Raw genomic sequence first — 7379 nt, 5'->3', positions numbered from 1 at the left:
TGACTATTTATCTCCCACAGCTGAGTGCTTCAGAAAATGAATTAACTATTGCGTATGCAGCAATAAAAGAGAAATTTGACTATTTATCTCCCACAGCTGAGTGCTTCAGAAAATGAATTAACTATTGAATGCCCTATTTTGTCGTGAATCTTGTGAATATCGAGGCTAATTACAGATAGCATCTCTCAGAAGAATATTGCCTAAAACTATTGTCAAACAGAAGTTACAAGTAGTTGGTCATCCCCCACCAGCCTGGTTAATTACTTTTTTCTTTCCCCTCACAACCTCCCACACTTTCCACACTCCCTATCACCCCATCTCCGGATCTCCCCATCTCCAAATCTGATGCTTTTCTGGTAAAGTCAGCAATTTGTAAAGTATACAAACTTGCTTCTGGAGTTACATATAAAGGAACTCCTCCCAACAAATATTCAATTACCATTTTTGTATCTTTAGCAAATAAACCACGTCTAGCAGCCACTTCTATAGTTTGTATTTTTTCTCCCTGCAATAGTTGACCTTGTTGAGGAGTAAAAATTAACGTACCTTTTTCGCCGTAAAGAGTAAAGAAGTTTTCTGAGTGCCAAAATGTTTCGCCTTTGCCATAGACAACTTCCCCAATTACATCATTATTAAACCCTAACTGAGCAGTACACAAACAGGCTTTATAAAGATCGATATCAGTATACCAAAACTGACTTTGGCAATTAACGGTATCAACCTGACCAAATAGATCGGTAAACCGATGCAAACGAGAAAGCGCCCCCACAAAAGGAAAGCCAAATAGTGAAGAGCGATAAGTCCACTTTTGGGGTGCAGGTTGTTTAGAATTAATTGTGACGTAACGAGCGTAGAAAATTTTACCAATTTTAGACAAAGATTGTTTAATGGCATTGTGCAGACCACCGAGAAGTTCTATATGTTCAACGTGCAATAGTTTATTTTTCTTGGCTGCTAGAGAAATTAATGACTCGGCTTCAGTTGGGTCTAGGGAGAGAGGATATTCAACTATAATATGTTTGTCGTTTTCAAGAGCAGCGCGAGCGATCGCTCCATGATCTCTATTAATAGTAGAAATGATGACTAGATCTAAATCGTCTCGTTCTACCAGTTGTTGCCAAGAAGTTGTATTCTGAACTTGGAATGTTTGACTAAATTCCTCAGTTTTTTCTGGGGTATGACCTGCAACCGTGACTAGGAGAGATCGCTCATCTGCTTTTAATGCCTTAGCTCTAGCGTTAGCTGCATAACCAGTGCCAACAATACCAACTCTAATTGGGATAGAGCAGAAAGAGGAAGAGATATTTATCTGACTCATAGCAAGATATATAATTACAAAAATTTTTTATTCTAAATTATATATTCATATATTTGTGCTAGATTTTATTATTTTTTAATATTTATGCCAGAATAATGGCCCAATAAGATATAAGTAATCAGAATTAAATTAGAATTATTTATAATAAATTCTATAGTAATTTTGGGGCAAATAGGTTTTACAAGTTTGCTTTTTTCCCTTAATATCAGAGATAGAAAAAAAACAAGTACAAATTAACTAGCTAATCAGCCTTAGTGAATTGTATAAGTTTAAATTATAATACTGAACTCTGGAGAGGAAAATCAAATGGCTACTTACAAAGTTACTCTAGTTACACCAGATGGTGAAAAAGTAATTGATTGTCCTGAAGATGATATCATCCTAGACGTTGCTGAAGAGCAAGGATTCGATTTACCTTTTTCCTGTCGTGCAGGTGCTTGTTCTACTTGTGCTGGTAAAGTTCAGTCAGGCACAGTAGATCAAAGCGATCAGTCTTTCTTAGATGACGATCAAATTGACGAAGGATGGGTACTAACTTGTATCGCCAAGCCAACATCTGATTGTAAAATCTTAACTCATCAGGAAGAAAATCTGTAGTTATTAACTACTGTAGAAAATTGTAAAACCTGGTTGATATCCACAAGAGTCTAAAAAATAATTTGTCAGTCTTAACATCCCAAGTTTCCGGCTGTAGATGACATGAAACCCTATGGGAAATGAAATAGGCAGCGTTGGAAAGCGCAAAATCCCTTGACAGAAGGATAGGAAAGACTAGGCAAATTCCGAGACATTCAAACAGTGGAAACCAGTAAGAAAGTAATTCTCACATCTACTAAGCGTTGTGTGTGAGAATTGCTAGTTAACTTGCCCAGGCTTTTAGTGCTTGTTCCAGTAAACTAAACAGTTAAACTATTAGTATTTTCTAGAGTTTAGCTATTTTTGGGCAACAGTCCCTAAAGAATTATCAGAGAGAATTCATTACCTATCTGTACTGCGACATTGTGATGTGTCACGATCAAAACCCAGCCAGAAATGTAAAACACAGAGCGGTGGGTCATCCCGTCCTTAAAGTATGCGCCTGTCCGACGCAACAGGGGGACTCAGAAGCAAGAATCAACACTATACCGCAAGGTTAGTGTGGGAGTATGTCACCTATTAGCTGGTGCAGATTAAAGACGAAAGTATTAAATAAAGGAGCATAATATGGCAACTTACAAAGTCACCCTGAAAACTCCAGATGGAGAGTCAACAATTGAATGTGCTGATGATAAGTATATTCTTGATGAAGCAGAAGAAAAAGGACTGGATTTACCTTTCTCCTGTCGTGCAGGTGCTTGTTCTACTTGTGCTGGTAAAATAGAATCAGGCACAGTAGACCAGTCTGACCAATCTTTCTTAGATGACGATCAGATCCAAGCTGGATATGTGCTAACTTGTGTGGCTTATCCTAGCTCTGATTGTACTATCGAAACTCACAAAGAAGAAGAACTTTACTAAAGACTGTGGTTCAAAACTTCTAAGTCAATCAAGAATTATCAAGATCTGTTTACCAATTTTGATAGATTTACTTAGTTGACATTACGTCATAAGGTGTTATTATACGATAGTTGTTCTGAGTTATTAAGTGGTAAAATTTATCAAGCTAAGAGAAACTGCTGAAATATTAGGAGTTGATGTATGTACTTTGGTTAGGTGGGAACAAAGCCAGCAAATAAATGCTATAAAAACACCAGCAGGATTAAAGACATTATAATATCGATTCCTATATCCAAAGCACACCCAAAACTACTAGAAAAATCCTTAGGATATTTTAGCTATATTGGATTGTTTTTCTAGTAGGATTTATGGCTTGAGAAAATACAAAACCCAAATCAGCCTAAGAACTTTTGATTGCCCTGAATGTGGTTTGCTTATAGACCATACAGGTAGGCAAGTGTAAATTTCATAGATGCGGTATGCTTTACCGTTGATGCCTGTGGAGGTCGTGCTGCCGACAGTTACTGTAGAAGCAGGAAGTAAACATTGAAATGTCATAACTAGTGACGTTTTATATCAGTTTTGTGGAGCAGGAAAATTACATGGCTACATACAAAGTTACTCTGATTAATGAAGCAGAAGGAATTAATCAAACTATTGATTGTGCGGATGATACATATATTCTTGATGCTGCTGAAGAAGCAGGTTTAGACCTACCCTACTCCTGTCGCGCTGGTGCTTGCTCAAGTTGTGCAGGAAAGGTAGAAGGTAACGCAGATGATTGTTTAGATCAAGGCGATCAGTCATTCTTAGATGACGATCAGATCGAAGCAGGATGGGTACTAACTTGTGTAGCTTATCCGAAAAAAGACTGCACTATTATGACTCACCAAGAAGATAATATATAAAGTTAGTTATCAATTATCTGAAAATGTAGGATAATTTAGAATTTTTTGATTGTTTATAGTTAATTCTAATCAACTATAAACAATCAACCTATTTTGCCTCGATCGCTATAACTATTTTTGCCCAAAAGTAACTAACTCGCTGAGAGGTTGGAGTTCGGTTCCCGGAAAATAAAAACTGAGAATGCGATCGCTACTCCAACCTAACTCAGCTAACTTAATTGAACCTTTCTGACTAAAACCAACTCCATGTCCAAACCCACCGCCAACAAAAGCATAACCCCATAAACTTTGATCTGGTTTGTATATAGGGTCTAGATAAAATAGCGTACTCCAAGGCACCCAAAAAGCATTTTGCACTTCATCCTTATTCAGTTGTATAGTACCTAGGTCTGTTTCGACATTCATTTTCAATACACGACCACTGGGCGATCGTTCCGTTACCTTTACCTTTTTTACTGTTTCAAATTGAGCAAAAGGGCTTTTTTTCTGTCGAAAATAACTTTTTAAATAACTAACTATACCAGGTAAACTAACAACTTCCCGCCAACGAAATTCTATCCAACCCTCTTCATTAAATCCTTTTTTAAGACTCATAAACTTACGGAAGTTTTCTTCAGAAGCTAAACTATTTGTAGATAAATCCCAAATATTATTAGCTGCATCAACAACAGGTTGTAAATAAGGACGTTCATCACCATTCCACAAATCATTAAAATCTGCCGTAACACCCCCACTAACAGCAAAATAAACTGCATCTATCAACTCATCTTCATAAGTCATAACTTTTCCCCTAGTTACTGCTACTGCTGCATCTGTTTCTGGGTAGACATCTAATCCTTTATAAACTTGGCAGTGAGTATCAGCACACAACTCATAATTATCTGCTGCAAACCGACGTAAATTTTTGAGTGCATAAGTTCTAGCTAAAATTGCCTGAGCTTCTAGGGATGCTTTTGGTGGCCAAGCTCCTAATTCATGGGGTACTACTCCCCGAATATAAGTTTCTATTGGTACATTGTTCACCAATGTATAAGTACCATAAGCATTAGGTTTGAGTTTTAATGAGCCAGCATAACGTCGTTCTTCTGGTATTGCTGTGTCTTGATTAAATTGATTATTGATGATAATTTCATTTTTCCCGGCAGTAATATGTAGTTCATGGCGGTGATAAGTATAACCATTCATATTCCAGTAAGCTGTGGGTTGTTGTTTTAAAGCTTCCAGCTCGAGATAGACATTTGTATTACTATGAGCTTGTATACTTTCTAATAGCCAGCGTCGTAATAAAGGAGTTTTATAGACTTCTCTTTTTGCCCAAACTTTCCATCTTCCTGGTTGAGTTACTTCTACTTCTATTCCTTTATTTTTCCAGAACTGGGCATCTTCTTCTGCATTTTCATAACTGCGGTGACTACTGAGAATTAACCGCTCTTTTAAGAGAGGTTTTTCTAGGGGTTTCATTTTAATTTTTACTTCTACTTTTTCAGTAGTAAGAGTTTCTTCTCCTCCTGGAGTTTTAAAGCGTAAAGTTAATTTATCTCCAGGAGTAGCTTTAATAATAATCTTATCTGTTGGTTTAGTACCAAATCTTTGTATAATTCCTATTTTAAGTAATCTATTATATTCTTCTACAGCTTTGACTGGGATTATATTTAATCCTAGTAGCAAGCCTGTTATAAAGATTGTATTTGGTATTAATTTGTAAGGGAAATACTGTTTAGATATTTTATTGGGCAATTTTCTTCACCTCTGTAGTATTTATTTTATGATTATTGTACATAAAAATGACTATATTGAAAAACCTAATATTTTAATCATTATAGTTTTTCATTTTCCTAGATATTTTCCTTTCAACAGTCTGAGATTGCGATTATAGTGGGATTCTCCAGCAGCTATTTTTGATCGAATTATTAATGAAAAAGATTATGTAACTACCAGGCGATAAATAAAGTTAATTTTGAATATAACGTAGGGTAGATAATAGAATGTTAATTTACAGATAGAGTCTCCCTTAGATTGGGTAGTTAGATCGAATCCGCCTGAATACCTATTACATAGTTGGGGGTAGGGAGTAGGGTCGGAGGGGAGATTGAAGGCTGGAAGTAATTATAGAATTATAAATGTATAACCGGATTCTATGTGGAATTAACCGCATTTGATATTACTGTCACAATTGTTTGGATTAATTTACTTATTTTAGTTATTTTGTATTTAATTTACCTTCCTATTTAATAGTATGAGTATAGCATTGTATAACGTCAGGAAAATTATTCGGATCATGAACTTACAAAACAAATATAATAGGGCTTGATGAATAAAATGGAGACCAAAAGATCTCAATATTAGCTAGAGTTATTAAAATTTGAAAAGTAGTGGTATTTAGGAGTATTCATACTATCAAAGTCAATATTTTTTTTGAATATAAAGTATAAATTAATTGGGTTAAAGTAACAGAAAAACTATTTCTATATTGGGTTTTATCTCTCCTGACCAGAATACTTTTTTAGCATACTATACAATATCCTTTTTTTATCGCTTTCCGAAATCACCAAGTAATATCATGTCCGGATAAGAGCGTGATAAAAAAACTTGGCGTTGGTGAATGACTGTATGATTTTTAGGGGTCAGTCTTCAACTGACTCGGTCCGACTCCGTCGTTATTTATAACTGTTTAACCGGACATGATATAATCAAAAGCAAAATTATTTATCGTAAGCATTCAGCTATCAGCGATTAGCAGTCCGCAATAAAAATCAAGGGCAAATAGATAGGGTCTGTTAAACTATGTGGTTTTACTAATATTTTTAATTATCATTATTCCAGCTTTATCTGGCGATGTACTAATGGATAATAACTGACGGCTATTTGCGTAGTTAAATATGCTTAAAATTGATTGATTATATGAATTAATTTATGCAATCTCAGCCATAAATAATGATTAGGAAAAAGCTCCAATCAAGCCAAATTAACCAGAATAGAAAAGTCAGTTGAATAATTAAATTGAAGATTATTTAAAACGTTTTTTTATCCAATTTTATGATTTCATTGTTCATAAATAAAGAAATTAGTATCCGTATTATTACATTGATAATTACTTGAATCAGATTGGTAATCCAACTGAAAAAATTATGAATTTGAAAGAATAATTAATATAGACAAAAAATATAATTTACCTAAAAATTAAGGTTTAAAGCCTCTCCTTTCAGGGAGAAAAAGCGGTCTATCTTCGGAGCTTGGAGTAGGATGGGATGGCGAGGTTTCCCGAAGAATACAGAGCCGCTCCAAAGTGCACCATATCCAATCGACCTCACGGGGTGACAAGGTAGCTGAAAGCTATATATAGAGGTGGACTTATCAAATAAGCTGAAGAATAGTTCAACTAAAATCCCACTATTATTGAGAATAGATGGGGGTGTGGTGCGTTCGCGGAGCGTTGCGGAGCGCAGTATCGCGCCACACAGTAGCTTGATTATTTATTCAAATAACTGGCAAAACAGTTAAAAATCCGATCAAAAAGGGTTGGTAATTACAAATAAAAATTAATAAAAGAGAATATATTAGGCTTTGATCAAAACCAGATCGAACAAAAGTTGAGTCCATCTCAAATAATAACATTACAAATATTATTATACTTAACATCAGTACATAAAACCGTACAAATATCAAAATTAAGTACT

At 35.2% G+C, this 7379-nt stretch carries 6 protein-coding genes; 4 read left to right on the top strand and 2 right to left on the bottom strand.

The features are described from left to right. Window positions 1–256: 256 nt before the first annotated feature. Window positions 257–1318, bottom strand: a complete 1062-nt coding sequence (locus tag F6K22_RS25165; RefSeq protein ID WP_293104274.1) for a Gfo/Idh/MocA family protein — start codon at window positions 1316–1318, stop codon at window positions 257–259. Between the two features lie 306 nt (window positions 1319–1624). Here F6K22_RS25165 and F6K22_RS25160 point away from each other — a divergent pair, with 306 nt between their 5' ends. The 4 genes from F6K22_RS25160 (at window position 1625) to F6K22_RS25145 (ending at window position 3702) form a co-directional block, all read left to right on the top strand. Beyond that, complete coding sequence (locus F6K22_RS25160) at window positions 1625–1915, top strand: ferredoxin (RefSeq protein WP_293104271.1); 291 nt, start codon at window positions 1625–1627, stop codon at window positions 1913–1915. 606 nt (window positions 1916–2521) lie between these two features. After that, entirely contained in the window at window positions 2522–2815 is a 294-nt protein-coding gene (locus tag F6K22_RS25155; RefSeq protein WP_293104269.1) for a ferredoxin, read from the top strand. A 127-nt stretch (window positions 2816–2942) separates the two neighbouring features. Continuing rightward, window positions 2943–3071: a hypothetical protein gene (locus F6K22_RS25150; protein ID WP_293104267.1), complete on the top strand. Its 129-nt coding sequence runs from the start codon at window positions 2943–2945 to the stop codon at window positions 3069–3071. A 325-nt stretch (window positions 3072–3396) separates the two neighbouring features. Continuing rightward, a complete protein-coding gene (locus F6K22_RS25145; RefSeq protein ID WP_293104264.1) occupies window positions 3397–3702 on the top strand; it encodes a 2Fe-2S iron-sulfur cluster-binding protein in 306 nt (101 codons plus the stop codon). Between the two features lie 111 nt (window positions 3703–3813). On the opposite strand, the gene F6K22_RS25140 is transcribed toward F6K22_RS25145, so the two are convergent. Next, a complete protein-coding gene (locus F6K22_RS25140) occupies window positions 3814–5370 on the bottom strand; it encodes a SpoIID/LytB domain-containing protein (RefSeq protein WP_293104261.1) in 1557 nt (518 codons plus the stop codon). Window positions 5371–7379: the final 2009 nt, after the last annotated feature.

The sequence above is a fragment of the Okeania sp. SIO2F4 genome, from assembly GCF_010672385.1.
Lineage (GTDB): Bacteria > Cyanobacteriota > Cyanobacteriia > Cyanobacteriales > Microcoleaceae > Trichodesmium.
Note: the sequence above shows the minus strand (reverse complement) of the source record. Positions and strands in the feature narration are given on the sequence as shown.

Excerpts from the sequence above, each read along its gene's own strand:
- F6K22_RS25145 (WP_293104264.1), top strand. The coding sequence starts at position 3,397 with ATGGCTACATACAAAGTTACTCTGATTAATGAAGCAGAAGGAATTAAT.
- F6K22_RS25155 (WP_293104269.1), top strand. The coding sequence starts at position 2,522 with ATGGCAACTTACAAAGTCACCCTGAAAACTCCAGATGGAGAGTCAACA.
- F6K22_RS25165 (WP_293104274.1), bottom strand. The coding sequence starts at position 1,318 with ATGAGTCAGATAAATATCTCTTCCTCTTTCTGCTCTATCCCAATTAGA.
- F6K22_RS25160 (WP_293104271.1), top strand. The coding sequence starts at position 1,625 with ATGGCTACTTACAAAGTTACTCTAGTTACACCAGATGGTGAAAAAGTA.